Raw genomic sequence first — 22,536 nt, 5'->3', positions numbered from 1 at the left:
CGCGTCGTGACAGTTGTTTTGTCGCACGCATAAAAAAGCCCCGCCTCTGTGATAAACAAGGCGGGGCTTTTTAATGGGTGTTAGTTACTCACCCATTTGCGATTGCAGGTAATTCTCAATACCCACTTTGTCGATCAGGCCCAACTGAGTTTCCAGCCAGTCGATATGTTCTTCTTCCGACTCAAGAATATCTTCGAGCATTTCCCGGCTGCCAAAGTCACCAACTACTTCACAATGGGCAATGGCGGCCTTGAGGTCGGCGTGGCCAGTCTTCTCGATGCGCAGGTCACACTCCAGCATTTCCTTGGTGTGCTCGCCGATATGCAGCTTGCCCAAGTCCTGTACGTTTGGCAGGCCTTCCAGGAACAGGATGCGTTTAATCAGTTTGTCCGCGTGTTTCATCTCGTCGATGGACTCGTGGTACTCATGCGCGCCCAACTTCTCCAGGCCCCAATCCTGATACATGCGTGCATGCAGGAAGTATTGGTTGATTGCGACCAGTTCGTTGCCGAGAATTTTGTTGAGGTGCTGAATAACCGAAATGTCGCCTTTCATGGCTGGGGCCTGCCTTAATTAACTGTATATAGGGCAGAGTTTGATCCGCACCTTGCAGACTGTCAAACCTAAGTATTTGAATAATAAATGAAAATTAATCGGAATAAGAATGTTTGTGTTCCGCGTCTTGGGCCTAAGCACTTGAATTCTGGGCATAAAAAAACCGGACGCTATGTCCGGTTCTTTGGAATTGGTTAATCAGGCGACTGAAAATTCTGCCGGGAAACTCATGACAGCCTGGCTGGCTTGCAGCGAGGAAAGGGTTTCGCGAACCACTTGCTTGGCCAGACAGGCACATTTGCCACATTGGCTGGCAACACCTGTCGCTTCACGCACTTCACGGTAACTGCAGCAACCGTCGTAGATTGCGTCGCGGATTTTTCCATCGGTGACGCCAGTGCAAAGGCAAACGTACATAAATAAGAACCATCGCTGGTTGGGATTCAATGCCAAGGATCTTAATGTTAACGAGAATGATTGTCAAAGTACCTTGAGTCTCAATTGAGGGTCTCAGGCACTGTGCTGACGAACGGTTCTTTTGAGCGCTTTCGGGCGGGTGAAAAAGGGTGCCTGCCAGTTCCGACGAGCGGTGTATGATGACCGGTCTTTTTACCCGGGAGCTGATTGCCTGGCGTCGTTTTCAACGGCTGCCCAATCAGGTTCTGTTTTTCACGCTGCACACCAGGAGATATCCAATGAGCGTACTCGTAGGCAAACAAGCCCCTGACTTCACCGTCGCCGCCGTACTTGGCACTGGCGAAATCGTTGACAGCTTCACGCTGTCCTCCGCCATCAAAGGCAAATATGGCCTGGTGTTCTTCTACCCACTGGACTTCACTTTCGTATGCCCGTCCGAGCTGATCGCACTGGATCACCGTATTCCTGAGTTCCAGGCGCGCAATGTTGAAGTGGTTGCGGTGTCCATTGACTCCCATTTCACCCACAACGCATGGCGCAACACGCCAGTGAACAATGGCGGCATCGGCCAGGTGAAATACACCATGGCTGCCGACATCAATCACGCCATCTGCAAGGCCTACGACGTTGAAACCGAAGGCGGCGTGGCTCTGCGCGGCGCGTTCCTGATCGACGACAAAGGCGTTGTGCGCTCGCAGATCGTCAACGACCTGCCACTGGGCCGCAACATGGACGAGCTGCTGCGTCTGGTTGACGCCCTGCAATTCCACGAAGAGCACGGCGAAGTTTGCCCGGCCAACTGGAAAAAAGGCGACAAGGGCATGACCGCTTCGACTGCAGGTGTTGCGGCTTACCTGACTGAAAATGCTGACCAGCTGTAATCGTCAGTTTCAGGCATAAAAAAACCGGACCCAGTGTCCGGTTTTTTTATGGTGCGCTGTAAGCCTTTACGACAGGATCAGTCGTTGAAGTCTTTCCAGCCGCCCATTTGTTTCCAGCTGTTTACGATGCCACAGAACAACTCGGCGGTTTTCTCGGTGTCGTAACGGGCCGAGTGTGCTTCACGCCCATCAAAGTCGATGTCGGCGGCCTGGCAGGCTTTTGCCAGGACGGTCTGGCCATAGGCCAGGCCAGCAAGGGTCGCGGTGTCAAAGCTCGAGAACGGGTGGAAAGGGTTGCGCTTCATGTCCAGGCGCGCGACAGCGGCGTTGAGGAAGCCCAGGTCGAAGCTGCTGTTATGCCCCACCAGAATGGCGCGTTTGCAGCCATTGGCCTTCAGGGCCTTGCGCACACCGCGGAAGATATCGGTCAGGGCTGTCTCTTCACTGACGGCCATGCGCAGTGGGTGATCGAGCTTGATACCGGTGAATTCCAGTGCAGCGGCTTCGATATTGGCGCCTTCAAACGGCTCGACACGGTGGAAATAGGTGTGTTCGGGGAACACAAAGCCTCTTTCGTCCATGCCGATCGTTACGGCAGCAATTTCCAGCAATGCATCAGTAGCACTGTTGAAACCGCCGGTTTCAACATCGATTACGACCGGCAGATAACCGCGAAAGCGCTCTGCCATCGGGTGGCGTGGACCGCCGCCATGGCCGCCTTCGTGTTCGTCATCATAATGGTCGTCACTCACAGCTGTTCCTCCAGCAGGCGCCAGCGCAGTGTTTCACCGGCGCGCAGCGGAATTACGGTCAGCTCGCCGAAAGGCAGGCTGGTTGGGGCGGTCCACTCCTGGCGAACCAGGGTGATCTGTTCGTTGCTGGCGGGCAAGCCGTAGAAGCGCGGGCCGTTAAGGCTGGCAAAGGCTTCCAGCTTGTCGAGCGCATTGCGCTGTTCGAACGCTTCGGCGTACATCTCGATGGCCGCATAGGCGGTATAACACCCGGCGCAACCGCACGCCGCTTCCTTGGCGTGCTGGGCGTGAGGTGCCGAGTCAGTGCCCAGGAAAAACTTCTCGCTGCCGCTGGTGGCCGCATCCAGCAGGGCTTCCTGATGGGTGTTGCGCTTGAGGATCGGCAGGCAATAAAAGTGCGGGCGAATGCCGCCAACCAGCATGTGATTGCGGTTGTACAGCAGGTGATGAGCGGTAATGGTTGCGCCGACGTTGGCCGAAGCCTCGTTGACGAACTGCACCGCGTCGGCGGTGGTGATGTGCTCAAACACGACTTTCAGCGTCGGGAAACGATCTACGACGCGGCGCATATGCTCGTCGATGAAGATCTTTTCGCGGTCAAACACGTCTACGCCGGCTCGGGTGACTTCACCGTGGATCAGCAAAGGCATGCCGACTTCGGCCATGACTTCCAGAACCGGGAAGATCGCGTCGATACTGGTTACACCGGAGTCGGAGTTGGTCGTTGCCCCGGCCGGATACAGCTTGGCTGCATGGACGAATCCGCTGGCCTTGGCCGTGCGAATGTCTTCTGGCTGGGTACGATCGGTGAGGTACAGCACCATCAGCGGCTCGAAGCGGCTGCCAGCGGGGCGTGCAGCCAGGATGCGCTGGCGATAGGCGTCGGCCTCGGCGGCATTGCGCACCGGGGGTACCAGGTTGGGCATGATGATGGCGCGGCCAAAAGTGCGCGCTACATCCGCGACAGTGTGAGGCAACACAGCACCATCGCGAAGATGTATATGCCAGTCGTCGGGACGCAGCAGGGTCAGGCGGTCAGACATTGGGGATTCCAGGCGGGTCGAACTGAGGTGAATGCTACCGGAAAAGACTCTGGCAGGCACTCGCTATCAAGTTTTGTGATTGCTGACCGATATCTGATGAGCATGCCGTAAATCTGTGGCCTGTTTTTTTGCCGTACAAGCCTGTGGAGCCTCCCGTGCGCCAGCGTTATTTCATCCTGCTCAGTATGTTTGCCAGCCTGCCAGCCATGGCTCTGACTTTTCAGACGCGGCTGGAGAATATCGAGTGGAAAGTGGAAGGTGACAAATTCGAATGCCGTCTGATTCAGCCGATTACCGATTTTGGTTCGGGTGCTTTTGTAAGGCGTGCAGGAGAACAGGCTGTATTTCGTCTTAATGCCTACAACTCAATGTTGAGCGAGGGCTCTGCCAAGCTGTTGGCCGCCGCTGCGCCCTGGCAACCGGGCCGTGGTGATATTGACCTGGGCTCGGTGCGTATTGGCCGTGGGCAGGTGCTTTTCAACAGTTCCCAGGCGCAGGCCGCCAACTTGTTTCGAGGCTTGATTGAGGGGCGCAGCCCCTTGATAAGGCATTATTCTCGTGAGGGCAATGTCTCGGAAGTACGCCTGCTCCCTGTCAGGTTTCGCCAGGCTTACGGCGACTACGAGGCCTGTACCGCAAAGCTTTTACCGAAAAACTTTGAGCAGGTCAGACAAAGCCAGATCGGTTTCCCTGGCGGGGGGACCGAACTGGACGCGGTGGCCCGGGTCAACTTGCAAGTCATGGTCGAATACTTGAAGGCAGACCCTACAGTCAATCACGTCATCCTCGACGGTTATTCCGATAATCAGGGCAATCGCTTGACCAATCGTGAGCTGTCGCGCCGCCGGGCATTGGCGGTAATGGAGTATTTCAAGCAGAACGGCCTGCAGGAGTCGCAGATCACGGTGCGATTTCATGGTGAGCAATACCCCTTGGCGGCGAATACCAGTCGGGTAAACCGGGCGAAAAATCGCCGGGTAAGCGTCCGCCTGGAACGGCTCCCTGTGCCTGAAAAAGCTGCGCCATCTGTAGGTCCCAGCAATCCAGCGGCTATTTCCTGAAGCAGCGGTCTCGTCGCGTCTTTGATATAAACTGTCGCTTTGTCGTCTTAAGCTGTCGCGCCTCTGTAAATTCATGGCTGTGGGCGGTAGACTGTTCGGCTTTTCGAACAACCCGTGGAGTGATGGCATGGCGGACGTAAACAAGGTCGTTCTGGCTTATTCGGGCGGCCTGGACACTTCGGTGATCCTGAAGTGGCTGCAGGATACTTATAACTGTGAAGTCGTAACCTTTACCGCTGACCTGGGTCAGGGTGAAGAGGTCGAACCTGCACGTGCCAAGGCGCAAGCCATGGGCGTCAAGGAAATCTACATTGATGACCTGCGCGAAGAGTTTGTTCGTGACTTCGTTTTCCCGATGTTCCGCGCCAACACCGTTTACGAAGGCGAGTACCTGCTGGGTACATCCATTGCTCGTCCGCTGATTGCCAAACGCCTGATTGAAATCGCCAATGAAACGGGCGCCGATGCCATTTCCCACGGTGCAACGGGTAAAGGTAACGACCAGGTTCGCTTTGAACTGGGTGCCTATGCCTTGAAGCCAGGGGTGAAGGTTATTGCTCCTTGGCGTGAGTGGGACTTGCTCTCCCGTGAAAAGCTGATGGATTACGCTGAAAAGCATGCAATCCCGATCGAGCGTCACGGCAAGAAAAAATCCCCGTACTCGATGGATGCCAACTTGCTGCATATCTCCTACGAAGGTGGTGTGCTCGAAGATACCTGGACTGAGCACGAAGAAGACATGTGGAAGTGGACCGTCTCTCCGGAGAACGCTCCTGACAAGCCGCAGTACCTGGAACTGACCTACCGTAATGGCGACATCGTTGCGCTGGACGGTGTTGAGATGACACCTGCGACTGTTCTGGCAACGTTGAACCGCATTGGTGGCGAACACGGTATCGGCCGTCTGGATATCGTCGAAAACCGTTATGTTGGCATGAAGTCCCGTGGTTGCTATGAAACCCCGGGCGGCACCATCATGTTGCGTGCTCACCGCGCCATTGAGTCGATTACTCTGGATCGTGAAGTCGCTCACTTGAAAGACGAGTTGATGCCAAAGTACGCCAGCCTGATCTACACCGGCTACTGGTGGAGCCCTGAGCGCATCATGCTGCAACAGATGATTGATGCTTCGCAGGTTCACGTTAACGGTGTTGTTCGCCTCAAGCTGTACAAAGGCAACGTGATTGTTACCGGTCGCAAGTCTGACGAGTCGTTGTTTGATGCCAACATCGCAACCTTTGAAGAGGATGGCGGTGCTTACAATCAGGCCGATGCTGCCGGCTTCATCAAGTTGAATGCATTGCGCATGCGTATTGCTGCAAATAAAGGGCGCAAGTTGTTCTGATACAGCTCGCCTGGTAAAGCCCCAGCCAATTGGCTGGGGCTTTTTTTTGCCTGCAATTCAGGTATTTGTTTGGGGGCGGGGTGAGTTAAGCAGGGTGAATCTGTGTGCGTCGGTGTTGTAGCTGATAATGGTTGTATGGTTGATGGATGACGTATGTTTGAAGTTGTCGATGGCCCGTCGAATAGTTTCCTGAGGAATACTGGAGTGCTGGTTGGTAAGCAGTAGCAGTACAGCATGTCTGGGGGGCGTGTTTTTATATTTGCGGGTTGCTTTGTAATAGATATGTAATACCTCTTCGGCAGTGCCTTTATGAGGGGAGAGCAAGTGCAGGTAGTTCAGGTCCATAAGATGAAGTGTTTTTAAATCTGAGCCCTCTCTCCATGCATGACTCTTGGCAAAGAATGTTGCGTGCGCTCTTTCGGGGGGTGGAAACGGGGGAGGGTCGACGTGGTGGACTCTTTGGCCTTGAAGGAAGATGTTATGGGGTCTGTATAAGCTGTACGGGGAGCCTGAAGGGCAGGCGGGTATAAATAGTTGTGCGGATGTACTTGTGCTTGCAAATGAATTGCCTTGCTTCAGGCAAGGGCCAGTCGGCTGAGAGAACCCTTCCGGAGTGTTCTCGGCTTTGGATAAGTCAGCGGGGGTATAAAGTGTTTTGTTATTGAAGTTTAAGGTCAGGAAAAACAACGTGATCAAAAGTGATGGGAAAACAATCAGGAACCATACGTATATTTTTTGATGCTCACTGTCGATATAAGGGAGAGAGACTGCAGCGGACGCTTCCGTCAGCATTGAAAAAACAGCGATAACGGTAAGTGGGTGGTTGATTTTTATGGTGTTTTTTATCATGAAAGTGCCTTTTGGTAAAAGTCGGAATGATAAGGAAGAAGGCGCTTCTTGGCGGTGTATGGCCAGCTTGGAGTATCTGTGCAGGGTCAATGTAAGTCGGGTGATTGGTTCAGCGCTTTCTTCAGGGAGTTGCTAGCGCTTTTTAAAATTAGTCGTGTTTTTTTTAAGGCGCAAATCAATTGCATGAGATTGTGTCGCGCCTGGCTGGCGGAATTTATCGATTTCTTGAATAAGAGGTTTGTTTTTGTAGGGGGCTGTCGTTATCGGGTCGGACCTTGTTAAAGGGCGTTAAGTGTTTTTTGTAAAGGGTGTAAGGTTTTTAGTCAGTGACTGATTTGAATGATAAGTCTGAGAGGGGGTTGTAGGTGGATGAACGTATCTATCGAATATTTATTTTTATCTTGGTTGGGTTTGCCTGGGCGAACGTCTTGCCGTTATTTTAGCGTGATTTAATGCTTTAGGTGTTTTCCTAATGATTTGTAGTCCGATTCTGTAAGCATGAAATTGTAATATTTTCCCTTGGAAAAATAGTAGATTTAATTTGAATGAACATTGAGATTTGTCACTGTGTTTTTTGTGGTTTTTAATGTGGGTGGGGCATTTTATTTGGGCGGCAGGCCATGGGGGTGGGGTATGTAGTTGAGTTGTCAGGCTGTTTGGTCAGATTTTTGAATGTGTTTTATATCTGGTTTTTTGAATGTGTCTTAAGTGGGTACGATTTCGTTATCTGTGTGAAAGTGTTGCAGTTCTATGTTGGGTTTTTATTTTAATTCTCGGCGCTTTCTTGAGTTTCGGTCTTCCCATGTCTGGCAGCTTGTGACGAAAGTGTGTGGGGGGGCGTTTCAATGGGCGATATCTGTAGGGTTGATCTCCAATATTTGTAGGAAATGTCTTTGGTTGTTGATGCTTGAGGGGGTGCTATGCCCAGTTTGTTGCGACTAGGCTATGGTGCTGGTTCTGAAAATTCGAACAGCGATAAATTGGAATGGCCCATGAATAAAGTGCTGATCGTGGATGATCATCCTGTAATTCGTCTTGCTGTGCGTATGCTCATGGAACGACATGGCTACGAGGTTATTGCAGAGACGGATAATGGTGTGGATGCTTTGCAGCTTACGCGTGAATATGCGCCTGATATCGTAATTCTGGATATTGGAATGCCAAGGCTTGACGGGCTTGAAGTTATAGCGCGGTTGTCCACACCGGCAGTGCCTATCAAGGTGCTGGTGTTGACTTCACAAGCCCCGGGTCACTTTTCCATGCGTTGCATGCAAGCCGGTGCAGCCGGTTATGTATGCAAGCAGCAGGACTTGACTGAACTGTTGAGTGCAATCAAGGCCGTACTGTCTGGCTACAGTTATTTCCCGAATCAAGCCTTGCACTCAGTACGTTCAAGCTTGGGGAATGCCAGTGAGGCAGATATGGTCAATCGCCTTTCTGGGCGAGAAATGATGGTGTTGCAGCAGTTGGCACGTGGAAAGAGTAACAAGGAAATTGCGGATGGCATGTTTTTGAGCAATAAAACGGTGAGCACCTACAAAACGCGCCTTTTATTGAAGCTTAATGCCCGTTCACTTGTAGATTTGATTGAGCTGGCACAGCGCAATGGCCTGGTGTGAAGAGAGGGGCTTGAAGATGTAATACCCCAAGCCCCCTGAGCAAAAGCCTCCACAACAGGAGGCTTTTGATGCCGTATCTCCGGGATTACAGGTCGTATCCATAATCTTCCAGCTCTTTTCTGAGCCGTTTTTCTTCCAGCAGTGCGTCAATGGTGCGGCGTTTGGCCAGATTGGTTTTAGCGACCTCGACAACAGGCTCTACGACTTCGTCCGAATCGACGACTGCGAAATCTTCCTCTACTTCCAGTTCTTCTTTGCCAGTGCTCATTCAATTCACTCCAGGCTAAGACAGCTAATGGCGCCCCTTATAGCGATAATCGCTCGTTGGGTAAAAAAGATTTTCTCAATCGATCAGCCCATAGAACGCCTATCACTCAATCATCAGAGGTTTTTTCCTTGAAATCGCACAGGTCTTCTATGCGACAACTGCCGCACCGAGGCTTGCGCGCCTGGCACACGTAGCGCCCGTGCAGGATAAGCCAGTGATGGGCGTCCAGCAGGTAGGGTTTTGGTACGTACTTCATGAGGTTTTTTTCGACCTCCACCACGTTTTTGCCAGGGGCAATACCGGTTCGGTTGCTGACCCTGAAAATATGGGTGTCTACAGCCATTGTCAGTTGCCGGAAAGCTGTATTGAGCACAACGTTTGCCGTTTTACGACCTACCCCGGGCAGTGCTTCAAGCTCTTCTCGGGTCTGTGGGACCTGGCTGCCATGGCGCTCAATCAATAAACGGCAGGTTTCGATCACGTTCTTGGCCTTGCTGTTATACAGGCCAATGGTCTTGATGTAGTGCGACAGTCCTTCCACTCCCAGAGCGTAGATGGCTTCTGGTGTGTTGGCGACCGGAAACAGTTTGGCCATTGCCTTGTTAACGCTGACGTCAGTGGCCTGTGCAGACAGGATCACGGCGATAAGCAGTTCAAAAGGCGATGAATAGGCCAGTTCGGTTTTAGGTTCAGGGTTGTCTTCGTGAAACCGGCGAAATATTTCAAGGCGCTTTACGGCGTTCATGGTTAAAAACGTTCCTGAAGAGCAGTCCGATAAACGGTGGGGCGCTTATATGGTTTTTTCAAGTCTTGCCCGGATCCAGCGCATTGAGTGCGGATTCTGCCTGAGTGACAGCGTCAGCCAAAAGTGTCAGCTCGGTGCGGGACACCTCTTGGCCCATGGCTTTTTTAAGTTCGGCGCGGCGCATGGCCAGCTGGATTTTTGCCCGTTTGAGTTCGGCAGTATTGGCTATCGGTGCGGGTGTGGCGGCCAGGGGCATTGACTCCAGTTGAGCCAGTGCCTGCTGCGCGGATTCAAACTGCTGTTGCAGAATAACCAGCTGAGATTGCTGCTGTGCGGTTGGCGGATGCCCGAAGGCCTTCAACGATTTGTTCAATTGCGCGCGGGCCATGGCCAGAGTGACCTTGGCTTTTTTAAGTGCGGCGTCATTGAGGCTGCCTGATGCTGCCCCGGGGAAATCCGTTTGCGTGCCGCTGAGAGTTGCTGCAGGCGGGCGCTGGGCACGGGCAAGGCGTTCAGCTTGCCTGTGCAGCTCTTCGTGGCGCAGGCGTTCGTCGCGCGACTCGAAGCGCTTGCGGGCATGCTCGCGTTTCTGGTTACGGGCGTTGAACTGCTCTTCATTCTGAGCGAGGCCGCCGACAATCGGGATGACATTGGCAGGCAGCGGGTGCATTTCGATGCAGTCCACCGGGCATGGCGCAACGCAGAGATCGCAACCGGTGCATTCATCGATAATCACGCTGTGCATCAGTTTGGCGGCGCCAAGAATGGCATCGATCGGGCAGGCCTGAATGCATTTGGTGCAGCCGATGCATTCGGCTTCGCGAATATAGGCCACTTGCGGTGGGGCCTGGCCGCGATCGGTATCCAGTTGCAGTACGGGAACCCTGAGCAAGCTGGCCAGTGCAGCAATGGTTTCGGCACCGCCAGGCGGGCACTTGTTGATTGCCTCGCCTTGAGCAATACCTTGCGCATAGGGTTTGCAGCCAGGATGGCCGCATTTCCCGCATTGAGTTTGCGGCAGTAAAGCATCAATACGTTGAATCAGGCTCATGGTGTGATCAGTCCAGCTACAGCGGGTCGCATCTGGGCGACGCTCAACATGCGCAGAGATAAATAGGGGCGTGACGGTCAAGCGTGGGTGCAAGATCGTTCAGCTCGGTAAAGACGGCTGATTATCCGGCATGACGGGAGGGGCGGCTACTGATGAACACCGTCTGGTGGCCTGCAGGCCACCAGACGGTGCAAAGGGGCAGTGTTACTTGATGCGCTGACCTGGCTTGGCGCCGCTGTCCGGGCTGAGCAGGTAAATTTCTTCACCGCCAGGGCCGGCAGCCATCACCATGCCTTCAGATATGCCAAAGCGCATTTTGCGTGGCTTCAGGTTGGCGATCATCATGGTCAGACGACCTTCAAGCTCGGCCGGGTTCGGGTAGGCGCTCTTGATTCCCGAAAACACGTTGCGTTGCTCGTCGCCAATATCCAGGGTCAGGCGCAGCAGCTTGTCGGCACCTTCAACCGCTTCGGCCTTGAGAATCAGCGCGACGCGCAAGTCCACGGCAGCGAAGGTATCGAACTCGATTTCTGCGGCCAGCGGCTCCTTGACCAGTTCGCCGTTGCCCTGTGGTGCAGCGCTGCCGGTGTCGGTCTGGCTGGCGACCAGATCTTCTTTCGAAGCATCGGTCATGGCCTGGACCTTGACCGGGTCGATACGGGTCAGCAATGGCTTGAATGCGTTCAATTGGTGGTTGGCCAGCAACACCTGGTGATCGTTCCAGGTCAGGGGGTCGACATTCAGGAATGCCTCTGCATCGGCAGCCAAAACTGGCAGGACCGGCTTGAGGAAGATGATCAGCTGGCGGAAGAGGTTGATGCCCAGTGCGCAGACCGCCTGAACTTCAGCTTGCTTGCCTTCAACTTTGGCCATTGCCCAAGGAGCCTTGTCAGCGATCCAGGCGTTGGCACGGTCGGCCAACGCCATGATTTCACGCATGGCACGGGCGAAGTCACGGGCTTCATAGGCCTCGGCAATGCTGGGTGCGGCGGCCAGGAACGCTTCGGTCAGTTCGGGAGCAGCATTGCCCTCGACCATCACACCGGCGTTACCCTTGTGAATAAAGCCTGCACAACGACTGGCGATATTGACCACTTTGCCGACAAGGTCCGAGTTGACCTTCTGTACGAAGTCTTCCAGGTTCAGGTCCAGGTCATCAACCCCGCGACCCAGCTTGGAGGCGTAGTAGTAGCGCAGGTATTCCGGTGCCAGGTGGTCCAGGTAGGTGCGGGCCTTGATAAAGGTGCCGCGGGATTTGGACATCTTCTGGCCGTTGACGGTCAGGTAACCGTGAACGTTGATGGCAGTAGGCTTGCGATAGCCTGCGCCTTCGAGCATGGCTGGCCAGAACAGGGCGTGGAAGTTAACGATGTCCTTGCCGATAAAATGGTACAGCTCGGCGGTGGAGTCCTTGGCCCAGTACGCGTCGAAGTCCAGATCTGGACGGCGGGCGCAGAGGTTCTTGAAACTGGCCATGTAGCCGATTGGTGCGTCCAGCCATACATAGAAGTACTTGCCTGGCGCGTCCGGGATCTCGAAGCCGAAGTACGGCGCATCGCGGGAGATATCCCACTGTTGCAGGCCGGTATCCAGCCATTCGGCGATCTTGTTGGCTACAGCATCCTGCAGGGCGCCGCTGCGGGTCCAGCTTTTGAGCATGGCATCGAAGTCGGGCAGCTTGAAGAAGAAGTGCTCGGAATCCTTGAGCACCGGAGTGGCGCCGGAGATGGCGGACTTGGGATTCTTCAGATCGGTTGGCGCGTAGGTGGCGCCGCATTTTTCGCAGTTGTCGCCGTACTGATCGTCAGTGCCGCATTTAGGGCAGGTGCCCTTGATGAAGCGGTCGGCCAGGAACATTTTCTTTTCCGGGTCGAAGTACTGGGTGATCGAGCGGGTAGCGATATGCCCGGCTTCGCGCAGCTTGATGTAGATCGCACTCGACAGCTCACGGTTTTCTTCGGCGTGGGTCGAGTGGAAGTTGTCGAAATCGACGAGGAACTCGGCAAAGTCGGCGCTGTGTTCAGCCTGGACGTTGGCGATCAGTTGCTCGGGGGTGATGCCTTCTTTCTCGGCGCGCAACATGATGGCCGAGCCGTGGGCATCGTCTGCGCAGACATAAGTGCACTGATTGCCGCGAAGTTTCTGGAAGCGCACCCACATATCAGTCTGGATGTACTCAAGCATATGGCCAAGGTGAATTGAACCATTGGCATAGGGCAGGGCGCTGGTGACTAAGATATTGCGTGGCTCGGACATGGGGCTCGGCTACTTGATGAGACGGTGGTCGGCCACTATAAAGCGCCGGGCAATATATTTCACCCCGTGCTGGCGTATCTGATCGTTTGTGCTGTTTTTGTGCGGTTCAAAAGCCTGCTGCCGGTGGTTTATTACAGGTACGATAGCGGCCTGTTTTACTCAGTCTTTACGGGAGTTGCCCATGAGCGCAGTTAATCGCGCAGCGGTGGAGGCCGTCCTTCGCCAATACACCGACCCTTATCTGAATCAGGATCCGGTCAGTGCCGGATGCATCCGCAACATAGAGGTTCAGGGTGAGCGCGTCAGTGTTCAGCTTGAACTGGGTTATGCCGCCGGTCTGTTCAAGGGTGGCTGGGCGCAGATCCTGCAAACCGCCATCGAAAACATGGATGGCGTGACCTCGGCCAAGGTCGAGATCAACTGCGTGATTGCGGCGCACAAGGCGCAGGCGCAAATCCCGGGCCTGGCCAATGTGAAGAACATTGTGGCCGTGGCTTCCGGCAAGGGCGGTGTCGGCAAGTCCACCACCGCAGCCAACCTGGCACTGGCGCTGGCCCGTGAAGGTGCGCGGGTGGGGATTCTGGACGCGGATATTTATGGTCCGAGCCAGGGCGTGATGTTTGGCATCGCTGAAGGTACGCGGCCGAAGATTCGTGATCAGAAGTGGTTCGTGCCCATCGAAGCCCATGGCGTTGAAGTCATGTCGATGGCCTTTTTGACTGACGACAACACGCCGATGGTGTGGCGCGGTCCGATGGTGTCGGGTGCGTTGCTGCAGCTGGTGACACAAACGGCCTGGAATGACCTTGATTACCTGGTCATTGATATGCCACCGGGTACCGGCGATATCCAGCTGACCCTGGCACAGAAAGTCCCGGTGACCGGGTCGGTGATTGTGACCACGCCGCAGGATCTGGCTTTGCTGGATGCACGCAAGGGTGTCGAGATGTTCCGCAAGGTCAACATTCCGGTGCTGGGTGTCGTGGAGAACATGGCGGTACACATTTGCTCGAACTGTGGTCACGCAGAGCATCTGTTCGGTGAGGGTGGGGGGGAGAAGCTGGCAACGCAATATGGCGTTGAGGTGCTGGCCTCGCTGCCGCTGTCGATGGAAATCCGCGAGCAGGCCGACAATGGCAAGCCAACAGCGGTGGCTGACCCCAACAGCCCGGTTGCCTTGATCTATCAGGAGCTGGCCCGACAGGTGGGTGCGCGTATTGTCCTGCATGAAGCGGCTTCGCAGGCTATGCCGACCATTACGACCACTGACGACTGAATTGCGATGCAATACCTGTAGTCGCTGACGAGGTACGAGGCTGCGATAAGGCCCCCAGGGCCTTCAGAAATTGGGGCCGCTATGCAGCCCATCGCCGCCTCGTGCCTCTTCAGCGACTACAAAATCGTGCCTGGGTTTATTACGGGCATAAAAAAACCCCGCTTTTAAGGGCGGGGTTTTTTACTGGATCAGTACAAGTTAGATAACTTGAACTTCCTCAGCTTGCATGCCTTTCTGACCGCGAGTAGCGATGAAAGAAACCTGTTGGCCTTCTTTCAGGCTTTTGAAGCCGTCGGATTGGATTGCTTTGAAGTGAACAAACAGGTCGTCACCGGATTGTGGAGTGATGAAGCCGAAGCCTTTTTCATCGTTGAACCACTTAACGGTACCAGTTTGGCGATTAGACATGGTGTAACTCCTTGAACAAAGATAACTGCGACGCAGGAAAAGCCCTGGCCGAGACTGAGTGCAAAGAGCAGGAAAAATTCTTGGAGATGGTTGGATCGAAATTCAACATATCGTGTAGAGATTCTCAGTGACACAAGCAACACAGTGGCGCCACCTTAACGCTTTTTTCCGAACGTGCAAAGGGTCTTTGCGAAGGATTATCCAAAAACGTGACTGACGGTTGCCCTCACACCCTGTATTCAGGGGATCTCAAGCTAATTTCGATATTTTTTCCCCAGATTTTTGAACAGGGCCTTGGGGGGCGGTAAGATGCCCAACAGAATTTTCTACCTCGCTATTCAGGACACCCGCCATGAGCATCAAACCAGACAAGTGGATTCGCCGCATGGCGCAAGAGCACGGCATGATCGAACCTTTCGTCGAGCGTCAGGTGCGTGAAGAAGGCGAGAACCGTCTGATCTCCTACGGCGTTTCGAGCTACGGCTATGACGTTCGTTGCGCAAACGAGTTCAAGGTCTTCACCAATATCAACTCGGCGACCGTTGATCCAAAAAATTTCGACGCGGGCAGCTTTGTCGATGTCACCAGCGACGTTTGCATCATCCCGCCCAACTCCTTCGCCCTGGCACGCACCGTTGAGTACTTCCGTATTCCGCGCAATGTGCTGACCATCTGCCTGGGTAAAAGTACCTACGCGCGTTGCGGCATCATCGTTAACGTGACGCCACTTGAGCCCGAGTGGGAAGGTCATGTGACCCTGGAGTTTTCCAACACCACGACATTGCCGGCCAAGATCTACGCCAATGAAGGCGTGGCACAAATGCTGTTCTTCGAATCTGACGAAGAGTGTGAAGTGTCGTACAAGGACCGTGGCGGCAAGTATCAGGGCCAGCGCGGCGTGACCTTGCCTCGCACCTGACGAACAGAGGGAATTCTTGAGCGCAAATGCACTCTATTGAGTGTATTTCCGGTTACGCATCCAGCGAGCCGGATCATCGCTCAGGAGTGCCTTATGAAGATTGATCCGAGTATCCGCGCCCAACTGGCAAACCTCGAGCCCAATCAGGTCGGGCTGCTGGCCTGGTCTCTGCTGGCCTTTCCACAGCTGCATGCAGGTGGCATCCCCGGCCAGCCTGACCCGGACAGCCCGCAACCGATCGAGCCCGAACCGGGCGTGCCAACGCTGCCTGACGAGCCTCCGCCTGCGCCGGTTGCCTGATCCGGTAGTGGCTCAAGGCGATAGCAGATAACCGCTACGATAGGCTTCGCGGCCTGCCACGTGGGCAATCACCATGCCTGCGGTGGCCATTCGCCGCTGAGAGCGGGCATACAGCAAACCTGCGCTGGCGCAGTAAACCGGTGTGAGCTTGTCGCTGATGGGGTCAATGATCTCGGCAATCAACTGGCCAGCGCACAGATACTCCCCCGGCCTGGCATTGAACACCAGCAGCCCGCCTGCCGGTGTTGCCACGGGCTCTACGCCGGCCAAAGGGGTGGCGGGGTAGAGAAGGGGTGGCAAAGGCACGGATTCTCCGTCAATCGCGCCAAAATCGATCAGATAATCAATCAGCGCCTGGCAGTCGTGCCCTGCATGGCTGTGGTTCACATCTGCCAGGCCGCGTAATTCCAGGGTTACGGAAAAGCTGCCCTGGGGAATCGCATAGCAATGACCGAAACGCTGCTGTAGTTGCCACCACAGCAGGGTGAAGCACTCATCGAACGACAACCCGCCGGAGTCCGTTGCCAGCAGGCTGGCTTGAGCGCCGAGGTGGCGCGCCAGCGGTTCGACCTGCGGCCAGGCTTCAGGCGTGGTGTACAGGTGGGGTACGGCCTCATAGTCGCAGTGCAGGTCCAGCACCATATCGGCATCGCAGGCCAGCGTTTGCAGGGTCAGGCGCTGGGAGTGCAACTGCGTTGTCGGCACTTGCGCTGACAGCAGTTCGCGCAAGCGACGGCGGATTAATTGCAGGTTCTGTGCGGGATCATCGCTGAGCTGGCCTTCAAGCTCATCACCAATCTGCGTGCTCAGGTCCAGGAAGTTACGATTGAAGTTCTGCCCGCTTTGCAGCTCGTAACGCCCCAGCGGGATATCCATCAAGACCTGCTCAAGGCCAGCCGGGTTGGCCACTGGTACCACGACTATCTCAAAGAGCAACCGTCCCGCCGCCTCAAGCTCTGCAAGGCGCTGCTTGAGGTGCCAGGCGACCAGCATCCCGGGCAATTCATCCGCATGCAGTGAGGCCTGGATATAGATCTTGCCTCGGGGCTGGGCAGGCCCGTAATGAAAACTGTGAATAAGCCGTTCAGTGCCCGGGACAGGTGCCAGCAAAGGATGAATTTGATGTCGCTGCATGGAGACGTCCTTGTGAGCCAAGTTCAGATGGCCAGACAGTAGCGCTGTGCCAGTCGCCCCAATCGAAGCATATTATGGGCGACATACAAATGAAAAATTGCACCTTTTACTCAGCATATGCCCTCTCCCGGCTTTGTGCATGAGAGGGCAGGCTGTGGCTCTCGGTTACTTGCCCGGAACCAGGGTCAGACGGGTCTTGCCGTAGGTCTTGTCGAAGTTCTGCGGCTGCATCGGGAAGCTGATGTACTGCCCTTTGAGCCACGGATCGATACCGTCGGTGTAGTGCGGGCTGGCCGGGTTACTCGATTGCCCGGTGCTGTTTTGCGCCATCATCGGTTCGACCTGGCCGAAGTCGATGATCATGCGCATGGCCGGTATCTGCGTCACCTCGAAGTTTGCGCCCGCGAGGTGGTAGGCCGCCGTATTGAGGGTCGTATGATCGCCGCCTGCCATAACGGGGGCGCGAACAGTCTGGCCGTTGGCATTGCGCCATACGTACTGATGCAGCTTGCCCCACTGCCATGCTTTGTGATCGTTGCCCATCAGGCTGTCACCGATGCTGATCGCCCCGGCCAGGCTGCGGGCCAGAATGGCCGGTTTGTCTTCTTTTTGCGTGGTGCGGCTATCGTCCCAGAAAGGACTGTCTTCGCGGCCCAGCAAGTGATCGGCTACCGCCGGGTAAGACAGGTTGCTATTGGCCACAAATGCCTGCCAGCTGGCGCTGTTCTCGGGGCCCAGTTCATCCAGGAAGATCTGCCGGGTGCTTTCCTGCAAAAACAGTTCGTACACTGCCGCATCGGCCGAGTTGGCGCCGAGCTTGCCGTCAAATGCCATCAGCCGGCCAAGAGCTTCACGGGCTTTGGCCTGTTCTGGCGCGGGCAATGCCGCGATCGCCTGTTTCAGAGGCTGTGCCATGCCGGGGGCGCTGAACATGGTTTTCAGCTTGGCTGCGAACAGCGTGGTCTGGTCGTACTGCATGGCTATCATGCTGCGGGCGTCCTGTTTGCCACTGCCTGCCAGTTGCGCAAGGCGTTCGCTGCGCTCAGGTGACAGCCACGAGTTGGACAGTTGCATGCCGTAGCCATAGGCGGCCGTACGCTGGTTGGCGGTACCCAGCCAGCCCTGGGTCGGGTCCTGGTCGTAGGGGTGCAGCATCGGGTCGGCGTAACCTTCCCAATCGTAGCGGCCATCCCAGCCCGGCGACGGGAACAGGCCAAGGCCTTCACGGCGGTTGGGGTAGAGCCCGGTCACTTGCCAGCCGATATGGTTGGCGTCGGCATACAGCAGGTTCAGCGCCACAGCGCGGATTTCACGGCTGGCATCCGAGGCTTTTTCGCTGTTCTGGGCACGGGACAGGTCAAAAAATGCGTCGAGGGTTTTGTCGCCCTGCAAGTCCGGGGTTTGCAGGGCAAGGCCCAGGCTACTGTTCAGGGCATTGGGGCTGCCCAGGGTGCTGTTGAGCAAAGGCCCGTGGCGGGTTTCGTAAATCACTTCGCGAATCGGACGCTGACCTTTGACGAAAAAGGTTTCGTTGCGCACCGTCGCCGGTAGCCACTTGCCGTTCGCCATGTAGTACAGGCTGCTGCCCTGGCGTTTGAGCTTCTCCAGGAACACATCCTGGTTGTCGCCCATGGCCATGCTCATACCCCATGCCACCTTGCCGTTGAACCCGGCAAACAGGGTCGGCAAGCCCGCAATGGTTGCCCCGGCAGCCTGGTATTTGGGGGCGCGAATCTGCACGTAGTTCCAGGCCGAAGGCACGCCTATGGGTTGATGGATATCGTTGGCCAGCAGGCTCTTGCCACTGCGGCTGCGCTGCGGGCCAATGGCCCAGTCGCTGGATGCCGTGACACCTGGCAGGCTCAGTTGCTTCACCTGTTCAAGGGCCTGGGACACGCCGCTCAAGCCTTGCAACTGGCTGCCCAGGGCCAGGCCCTTGAGCTTGTCGGCTTCGCTGCTGGGCAGGGCTTCGTTGGGATAGGTTGGCATCAGCCAGGGCAGTTTGTCGGTGCCGACTTTTTGCGTAAGGGCCAGGGCGTTGAGTTCTTCTTGCAGGTTGACCGACATGCCGAAGTTCAACAGGCTGAAAATCAGCGCCGAGTCCTCGGGTTTCCAGTACTCGACCTTGTAGCTGGCCTGCGCCAGATCGGCCGGCAATTTGTCGCGGTAGCGGAACAGGTAGGCGTTGACTCCGCGAGCGTAGACTTCGAAAAACTTTTTAAGTCGCGGTGAAGCGCTTTTATAAAGCTCGTCAGCGTTCTTTTTCAGATTGACGGTGCGCATCAACCGGTCGCTTTCCAGTGCATCAACGCCGTTGAGCTCGGCCAAGCGGCCTTGGGCCAGCAAGCGCAAACGCACCATCTGGCTGATTCGGTCACCGGCATGCACATAACCCAGGGTGAACAGGGCGTCATGGAAGCTGCTGCTTTCGATCAGCGGCATGCCCTGGATGTTGCGGCGTACCGACACGTTCTGCGCAAGGCCCTTGAGCGGTTGCACGCCAGAGGCTGGCACCAGGCTTTCAGTGGCATGGTTGTTTATCTGGCAACCGGCCAGGCCCAGCAGGCTGACCATTGCCGCGGCAACGCCGAACCGGGGTAGTAAAGAAGTAAAGGCTGGCGAGGCCATGGCAAAGCTCCTGCGGGGGTGGTGTCATCGAAAGCCGCTACGTTAGTGAGGCCGATGACACCGTGCAAGCGCTATATGCACTACTTCGGCGGGTTGATTTTATCCACCAGTGCGTAGGCACGTTCTGTAGCCGGGCGCGCCTTGACTCGCTGGAACCAGGCCTTCAGGGCCGGGAAATCATCCAGGTTCTGCCCCTGCCATTCATGGGGCACGATCCACGGGTAAATCGCCATGTCGGCGATGCTGTATTCGTCACCCGCAACAAACTCGCGGCCTTCCAGCTGTTTGTTCAATACGCGATACAAACGGGCCGTCTCTTCGGTGTAGCGTTTGATCGCATACGGGATTTTTTCCGGTGCGAAGCGGTTGAAGTGATGATTTTGCCCGGCCATTGGCCCCAGGCCACCCATTTGCCAGAACAGCCATTGCAGGGCCATTTGCCGGCCGCGCAGGTCCTTTGGTAAAAATTGCCCGGTTTTTTCCGCGAGGTACAGCAGGATCGCGCCGGACTCGAACAAGGACAGTGGCTCGCCACCGTCGGCCGGTGCCTGATCAACAATGGCCGGGATGCGGTTATTCGGGGCTATCTTCAAAAAGTCCGGAGCAAACTGTTCATTCTTGCCGATATTGATCGGATGAACCTTGTAGGGCAGGCCAGCTTCTTCAAGAAACAATGAGACTTTGTGGCCGTTGGGAGTGGTCCAGTAATAAAGATCGATCATGAAGGGCTCCAGAAGGGAATGTTCACCCAGCACCTGACGACCATCAGAGGCGGTCATCGACTGTGGGCTGTCAGTTTTACCCCCAAAAGCGCGTCGGATGAAAGCAGGTCATGGTTTGTGACGCACTTTTTCATAAAGCAAAAACACAAACGCCGCACAGGACACTGGATCCTGTGCGGCGTTTGCAAAGCGTCCCGAGGGATCAGGCGCCGTGGCACTTCTTGAATTTCTTGCTGCTGCCGCACGGGCAGGGATCGTTGCGGCCAACGTCTTTCAGCTCGTTGCGCACAGGCTCTTGAGGTGCATGGCCGCAATGCGGGCCATGTACATGACCGTGATCGTGGTCATGGGTGTGGCCATGATCATGATCGTGGTTGCAGTCGGGGCCATGAACGTGGGGTTGTTGGGTCATTGCTCAATCACTCTGGAATAAAATCGCCGGGGATTATCTCGCCTTTGCGCGTCAGGTGCACGTCGTAACCGTAGAACAGCCCGGTTTGCAGTGTGCCCTCGAGTCGGTAGGGGATGGGCTGGTCGGGTGTTTCAAGCAAATTGACCAGCGGGCGCACCTGCGGCCAGAGGTTGGTACGCACCGGTATCACGTACATGGCGCTGCTGTTGGGTTGCACGCTGAACCAGTGTTCGTTCTCACCTTCGGTCAGCTTGATGGTGCCCAGATACACGGCATAGCTCAGGCCGCGTACGGTCAGTGTCGAGTCATTGGGGTTGTCGACCCGAAAATGCAGCCTGAAGCGCTGCTCCAGCAGCTTGGCCTGCACCAGTTCGACTTTTTCCAGATGCACGTCCGGGTCCTTGTCGCCTGAGTCGAACCAGGAGGTGCATCCCGATACCATCAGCAGCATGGCCAGGGCGATTGTTTTTATTGTTCGGGCCCGCACGTCCATTGTTTAACCCTCAGAGTCCAGCCTATTGACCGAAAAAACCGGCACAGCATTTTTTGAACTTCAGCCCGCTGGCGCATGGGCAAGCGTCGTTGCGCCCGACCTTGAGCGGTACGGTGGGGTCGATGAAGTACCAGTGCCCGGCGCTTTGCACAAAGGATGAGCGCTCGCGGTGGCTGTGCTCACCATTGGCGTCGTGCCAGCGTGCAGTAAAGGTCACAAAGGCGTGTTCCGGTTGGCCGCCGAACACTTCGCTGCTTTCAACGGTCAAGCCCAGCCAGGTGCTCTGCGCGCTCCAGTCGGCAATGGACTGGCGATCCAGCCCGGCTTGCTGCACAGGCAGGGTGGTGCTGACCAGGTAGTCGACAAGCCCCAATACATAGGCGCTGTAGCGTGAGCGCATCAGGGTTTCGGCGCTCGGGGCCGGGTGGCCGTCATGATAGTGCCCGCAGCAGGCTTCCAGCAGGTTGCCGCTGCCGCAGGGGCAAATGGATGTGCTCATCGGGTTACCACCAATACTTGCCAAAGTTTTCCGGGTTTGCCCAAAACCTGGCGTTTAGCCAGTCGGGTACTTGTTTGTATTCGCGCAAGTCGTAAGTAAAGAGCGTCAGGACTTGCTCGTCACGCTGAAACCTCTCATTGCTTTGTAAAGCAAGGGCGTAAAAGTCGGTTTCTTTCCAATTGCAGGCTGTGAGATCCGCCAGCACGGCAATGCGACTGGCATTGAGGTTGCGAATGCCGCCCAGCAATTGCAGCCCGCTGTTTTTGGGCAGGTGCTCCAGGCAGTCGATCACCAGTGCCAGGTCAAAGCGTTGCGCTGCCAGGTCTTCGGGCAACGGGCCAGGCGCTGCTCGGGCCACCTGCGCGCCGGGGTGCGCAGCCTCGAAGGCGGCCAGTGCCGGGAAACTGCTGGCCCCGACCACGAGCAGGCGTTGTGGCGCATAACGATCCAGCAAGGCCGCCAGCGCTTGCTGGGGTGTACGTGTAGAAATACCGGGCGTCATCGAAGGTCCTCACTTAGAGCGTCCAAGACTAGCCTGCGCAAGCCGCGCGGCCTAGTGGGCTGTTGCCGCTACTGTCACTTTGCTGGCGCATACCCTGAGCGCAGTCTTTACTTTGCCTTGCATCGGCCAAACGCCGACCCTCATGAGAGACCCTTTTATGAGCATCATAAGAACAGCAGTACCTCTGGTTGTTCTCACCGGCGTATTAACGGGCTGTGCCGGGTTGCAAAAAACTGACTGGCCCACCTGTGCTGCAGTCGGCGGTGTGGGCGGGGCGGCCTTGGGTGCAATAAAAAGCTCGGCCTGGGCCTGTCTCTTATACACATCGGGGTTGCCGGGTTGTGGGTGAAAAAAAAAAGGGGGGGGGGGGGGGGGGGGGGGGGGGGGGGGGGGGGGGGGGG

Annotated in this window: 24 protein-coding genes and 1 pseudogene; 8 read left to right on the top strand and 17 right to left on the bottom strand. The window is 55.9% G+C overall.

The window, feature by feature from the left end; translation table 11 throughout:
- Nucleotides 1-84: 84 nt before the first annotated feature.
- Both bfr and QN377_RS03955 read right to left on the bottom strand, forming a co-directional pair.
- Nucleotides 85-555, bottom strand: coding sequence for a bacterioferritin (gene bfr, locus QN377_RS03960; protein ID WP_016779692.1), 471 nt, complete (start codon nucleotides 553-555; stop codon nucleotides 85-87).
- Nucleotides 556-753: 198 nt separating this feature from the next.
- Entirely contained in the window at nucleotides 754-972 is a 219-nt protein-coding gene (locus QN377_RS03955; protein WP_016779693.1) for a bacterioferritin-associated ferredoxin, read from the bottom strand.
- A gap of 278 nt (nucleotides 973-1,250) precedes the next feature.
- Here QN377_RS03955 and QN377_RS03950 point away from each other — a divergent pair, with 278 nt between their 5' ends.
- A complete protein-coding gene (locus QN377_RS03950) occupies nucleotides 1,251-1,853 on the top strand; it encodes a peroxiredoxin (protein WP_095001402.1) in 603 nt (200 codons plus the stop codon).
- A 77-nt stretch (nucleotides 1,854-1,930) separates the two neighbouring features.
- On the opposite strand, the gene rnt is transcribed toward QN377_RS03950, so the two are convergent.
- Both rnt and pyrC read right to left on the bottom strand, forming a co-directional pair.
- Nucleotides 1,931-2,605, bottom strand: a complete 675-nt coding sequence (gene rnt, locus QN377_RS03945) for a ribonuclease T (protein ID WP_016779695.1) — start codon at nucleotides 2,603-2,605, stop codon at nucleotides 1,931-1,933.
- Nucleotides 2,602-3,648, bottom strand: coding sequence for a dihydroorotase (pyrC, locus tag QN377_RS03940; RefSeq protein WP_095001401.1), 1,047 nt, complete (start codon nucleotides 3,646-3,648; stop codon nucleotides 2,602-2,604). Before pyrC ends, rnt begins: the two co-directional genes overlap by 4 nt.
- A gap of 155 nt (nucleotides 3,649-3,803) precedes the next feature.
- On the opposite strand from pyrC, the gene QN377_RS03935 reads away from it, so the two are divergent.
- Nucleotides 3,804-4,709, top strand: coding sequence for a flagellar protein MotY (locus QN377_RS03935; RefSeq protein ID WP_095019464.1), 906 nt, complete (start codon nucleotides 3,804-3,806; stop codon nucleotides 4,707-4,709).
- Between the two features lie 127 nt (nucleotides 4,710-4,836).
- Complete coding sequence (locus tag QN377_RS03930; protein WP_016779698.1) at nucleotides 4,837-6,054, top strand: argininosuccinate synthase; 1,218 nt, start codon at nucleotides 4,837-4,839, stop codon at nucleotides 6,052-6,054.
- A gap of 57 nt (nucleotides 6,055-6,111) precedes the next feature.
- Here QN377_RS03930 and QN377_RS03925 read toward each other — a convergent pair whose 3' ends face one another.
- Complete coding sequence (locus QN377_RS03925; protein ID WP_141232529.1) at nucleotides 6,112-6,903, bottom strand: hypothetical protein; 792 nt, start codon at nucleotides 6,901-6,903, stop codon at nucleotides 6,112-6,114.
- A gap of 992 nt (nucleotides 6,904-7,895) precedes the next feature.
- Between QN377_RS03925 and QN377_RS03920 the strand changes: the two genes are divergently transcribed.
- Nucleotides 7,896-8,522 (top strand): response regulator transcription factor, encoded by a 627-nt coding sequence (locus QN377_RS03920; RefSeq protein WP_322213423.1) that lies wholly within the window; start codon nucleotides 7,896-7,898, stop codon nucleotides 8,520-8,522.
- 85 nt (nucleotides 8,523-8,607) lie between these two features.
- Here QN377_RS03920 and QN377_RS03915 read toward each other — a convergent pair whose 3' ends face one another.
- The 4 genes from QN377_RS03915 to metG all read right to left on the bottom strand — a co-directional run bounded on the left by QN377_RS03915 (nucleotide 8,608) and on the right by metG (nucleotide 12,842).
- On the bottom strand, nucleotides 8,608-8,790 hold the full coding sequence (locus tag QN377_RS03915; RefSeq protein ID WP_016779702.1) for a PA3496 family putative envelope integrity protein: 183 nt from the start codon (nucleotides 8,788-8,790) through the stop codon (nucleotides 8,608-8,610).
- A gap of 106 nt (nucleotides 8,791-8,896) precedes the next feature.
- Entirely contained in the window at nucleotides 8,897-9,535 is a 639-nt protein-coding gene (gene nth / locus QN377_RS03910) for an endonuclease III (RefSeq protein ID WP_095002960.1), read from the bottom strand.
- Between the two features lie 58 nt (nucleotides 9,536-9,593).
- Nucleotides 9,594-10,586 (bottom strand): electron transport complex subunit RsxB, encoded by a 993-nt coding sequence (rsxB, locus tag QN377_RS03905; RefSeq protein WP_095019462.1) that lies wholly within the window; start codon nucleotides 10,584-10,586, stop codon nucleotides 9,594-9,596.
- 204 nt (nucleotides 10,587-10,790) lie between these two features.
- Nucleotides 10,791-12,842: a methionine--tRNA ligase gene (gene metG, locus QN377_RS03900; RefSeq protein ID WP_095019461.1), complete on the bottom strand. Its 2,052-nt coding sequence runs from the start codon at nucleotides 12,840-12,842 to the stop codon at nucleotides 10,791-10,793.
- A 181-nt stretch (nucleotides 12,843-13,023) separates the two neighbouring features.
- Between metG and apbC the strand changes: the two genes are divergently transcribed.
- Nucleotides 13,024-14,118: an iron-sulfur cluster carrier protein ApbC gene (apbC, locus tag QN377_RS03895; protein WP_095002963.1), complete on the top strand. Its 1,095-nt coding sequence runs from the start codon at nucleotides 13,024-13,026 to the stop codon at nucleotides 14,116-14,118.
- 198 nt (nucleotides 14,119-14,316) lie between these two features.
- Here the strand turns inward: apbC and QN377_RS03890 are convergent, their stop codons facing one another.
- The gene (locus tag QN377_RS03890) at nucleotides 14,317-14,526 is read right to left on the bottom strand and encodes a cold-shock protein (protein WP_002554837.1); all 210 of its coding nucleotides are present in this window, start codon (nucleotides 14,524-14,526) and stop codon (nucleotides 14,317-14,319) included.
- A 352-nt stretch (nucleotides 14,527-14,878) separates the two neighbouring features.
- Between QN377_RS03890 and dcd the strand changes: the two genes are divergently transcribed.
- Together dcd and QN377_RS03880 are read left to right on the top strand one after the other, a co-directional pair.
- Nucleotides 14,879-15,445 carry a dCTP deaminase gene (gene dcd, locus QN377_RS03885; RefSeq protein ID WP_016779707.1) on the top strand — a complete coding sequence of 189 codons (567 nt, stop codon included), beginning with the start codon at nucleotides 14,879-14,881 and terminating at the stop codon, nucleotides 15,443-15,445.
- A 93-nt stretch (nucleotides 15,446-15,538) separates the two neighbouring features.
- Nucleotides 15,539-15,745 carry a hypothetical protein gene (locus tag QN377_RS03880; RefSeq protein ID WP_095002964.1) on the top strand — a complete coding sequence of 69 codons (207 nt, stop codon included), beginning with the start codon at nucleotides 15,539-15,541 and terminating at the stop codon, nucleotides 15,743-15,745.
- A 12-nt stretch (nucleotides 15,746-15,757) separates the two neighbouring features.
- Here the strand turns inward: QN377_RS03880 and QN377_RS03875 are convergent, their stop codons facing one another.
- The 7 genes from QN377_RS03875 to QN377_RS03845 form a co-directional block, all read right to left on the bottom strand.
- The gene (locus QN377_RS03875) at nucleotides 15,758-16,879 is read right to left on the bottom strand and encodes a succinylglutamate desuccinylase/aspartoacylase family protein (RefSeq protein ID WP_095019460.1); all 1,122 of its coding nucleotides are present in this window, start codon (nucleotides 16,877-16,879) and stop codon (nucleotides 15,758-15,760) included.
- Nucleotides 16,880-17,044: 165 nt separating this feature from the next.
- Nucleotides 17,045-19,507, bottom strand: coding sequence for a penicillin acylase family protein (locus tag QN377_RS03870; RefSeq protein WP_095019459.1), 2,463 nt, complete (start codon nucleotides 19,505-19,507; stop codon nucleotides 17,045-17,047).
- 80 nt (nucleotides 19,508-19,587) lie between these two features.
- Nucleotides 19,588-20,229, bottom strand: coding sequence for a glutathione binding-like protein (locus tag QN377_RS03865; protein WP_095002967.1), 642 nt, complete (start codon nucleotides 20,227-20,229; stop codon nucleotides 19,588-19,590).
- Between the two features lie 202 nt (nucleotides 20,230-20,431).
- Nucleotides 20,432-20,641: an SEC-C metal-binding domain-containing protein gene (locus QN377_RS03860; RefSeq protein WP_086795965.1), complete on the bottom strand. Its 210-nt coding sequence runs from the start codon at nucleotides 20,639-20,641 to the stop codon at nucleotides 20,432-20,434.
- Between the two features lie 7 nt (nucleotides 20,642-20,648).
- A complete protein-coding gene (locus QN377_RS03855; protein WP_095002968.1) occupies nucleotides 20,649-21,134 on the bottom strand; it encodes an LEA type 2 family protein in 486 nt (161 codons plus the stop codon).
- Between the two features lie 22 nt (nucleotides 21,135-21,156).
- Complete coding sequence (locus QN377_RS03850) at nucleotides 21,157-21,633, bottom strand: YchJ family protein (protein WP_095019458.1); 477 nt, start codon at nucleotides 21,631-21,633, stop codon at nucleotides 21,157-21,159.
- Between the two features lie 4 nt (nucleotides 21,634-21,637).
- The gene (locus QN377_RS03845; protein WP_095019457.1) at nucleotides 21,638-22,135 is read right to left on the bottom strand and encodes a DUF6231 family protein; all 498 of its coding nucleotides are present in this window, start codon (nucleotides 22,133-22,135) and stop codon (nucleotides 21,638-21,640) included.
- 157 nt (nucleotides 22,136-22,292) lie between these two features.
- On the opposite strand from QN377_RS03845, the pseudogene QN377_RS03840 reads away from it, so the two are divergent.
- Nucleotides 22,293-22,445: pseudogene (locus QN377_RS03840) on the top strand (OmpA family protein); the annotation flags it as partial.
- Nucleotides 22,446-22,536 lie beyond the last annotated feature (91 nt).

It is taken from the genome of Pseudomonas sp. CCC4.1 (genome assembly GCF_035019225.1).
Taxonomy (GTDB): Bacteria; Pseudomonadota; Gammaproteobacteria; order Pseudomonadales; family Pseudomonadaceae; genus Aquipseudomonas; species Aquipseudomonas bubulae.
This window is presented reverse-complemented; position numbering and strand designations above follow the sequence as displayed.